Source organism: Actinoplanes sp. NPDC051633, from assembly GCF_040681735.1.
Lineage (GTDB): Bacteria > Actinomycetota > Actinomycetes > Mycobacteriales > Micromonosporaceae > Actinoplanes.
The window spans coordinates 1-1,763 of the sequence record NZ_JBFAZH010001427.1; the positions used below are offsets into that span (position 1 = coordinate 1).

General features: G+C 74.2%; 1 protein-coding gene. It reads left to right on the plus strand.

From position 1 onward, the window contains the following. Positions 1-1,763, plus strand: a 1,763-nt coding sequence (locus AB0M20_RS41715; RefSeq protein WP_364306881.1) for an ATP-binding protein, incomplete at both ends; no start/stop codon positions are given.

Genomic DNA, 1,763 nt, shown 5'->3' on the forward strand with positions numbered 1-1,763 from the left:
GCCGACGACATCGTGCGCCAGGTGCGCGACCCGATCCAGCTGAAGACCCGCGACGAGGTCGGGCAGGTCGCGAGCGCGTTCAACGTGGTGCACCGCGAGGCGGTCCGGATCGCGGCCGAGCAGGCCGCGCTGCGTACGAGTGTCTCGGCGATGTTCCTCAACCTGGCTCGCCGCTCGCAGTCTCTGGTGGACCGGATGATCGGCGAGCTCGACCAGATCGAGCGCGGCGAGGAGGACCCCAAGCGTCTCGCCCAGCTGTTCGAGCTCGACCACCTGGCCACCCGGATGCGCCGCAACGACGAGAACCTGCTGGTGCTCGCCGGGGCGGACTCCAGTGCCCCGCGCCGCGAGGACGCGCTGCTGGTGGATGCCCTGCGCGCCGCGCAGTCCGAGGTCGAGCTCTACAACCGCATCGAGTTCGGCACCGTCGACACCGACATCTCGATCGCCGCGCTGGCCGTCAACGACGTGGTGCGCCTGGTGGCCGAGCTGCTCGACAACGCGACCCGCTTCTCGCCGCCGAACACCGTGGTCGTCGCGGACGGCCGGCGGATCCGCGACTACGTCGTGATCCAGGTCGAGGACCGCGGGCTCGGCATGTCCGACGAGCAGATGGCGACGCTCAACCAGCGGCTCGCCGAGTCGCCGGACGTGGACGTGGCCGCCTTCCGCCTGATGGGCCTGGCCGTGGTGAGCCGGCTCGCCCACCGGTACGGCATCCGGGTGGAGCTGCGGGCCAACGCCGAGGGCGGCACGACCGTCCAGGTCACGCTGCCCAGCAACATCGTGGTGCTGCCGTCGCGGGGCATCGACGCGCCGCGCCGGGGACAGCTCGCCAGTGGACACTCGATGAGCATGGACGCGCTGCCCGCGGGCCGGTCGTCCGGCGCACCGCGGTCGCAGATGCCTGAGCCGTCCTGGCGGGCCGAGCTGCCGGGCCCGTCCCACCCGCTGCTGCCGCAGATGCCGTCGCAGCGTCCGCCGTCCGAGCCGATGCAGCGCCCGACCACCGACCGGCCACCCCTGCCGACGCGGGTCGCGCAGCCGATCGCCTCCGGTTCGCCCGTACCCTCCGCTCCGCCCGTACCCTCCGCTCCACCGGCACCCGCCGCCGCCGCGGCGCCCGCGACGACCAACTGGGGTTCGCCGACGAAGGCCTATCCGGCGGTGCAGGCCGCCTCGCCGGACCACCAGGTCGCGGTCGGTTTCGTCACCCCGGACGGCAAGAAGATCCCGCCGCCGCCGCGACCGATGCCGCCGAACCAGGGCTGGGGCGCCGCGCTCGCGGGCATGCCGCCGCCCCCGCCGCCGCCGACCTCCGCCGGGCCGGCCGAGGAGCGCGGCGAAGCGCCGATCTTCCTGCAGATGCAAGCCAGTTGGTTCCGCAGCCACGAGGGCGCCGACCCGGAGGAATGGGGCATGCCGACGGCCGGGTACGCGCCACCCCCGAGCCCCGGATCGCCGGCCATGGCGGGCGCTGTTTCCGCACCTCCGACACCCGCCGCACCTGCGCGGTCGGCGTCGGCGCCGCCCGCGCCGCCGGTCGTCCCGCCGGCGACATCCTCAGCGGATCGACTTAACCGGCTCTCGAGGGGTGTGCCCGGAAGCGGTACCGGGCAGAATGGTGCCCGACCGGCGCCAGCCGGCTCCGACAACGGCGATTCCCACACGCCGCCTCGGCCGCGTTCCTCGGCCGAAGAACGGTGGCGGACCGCCGCCGACGAAGGATGGCAGCGCGCGATGGCAGCGCCGCCACCCCCCGC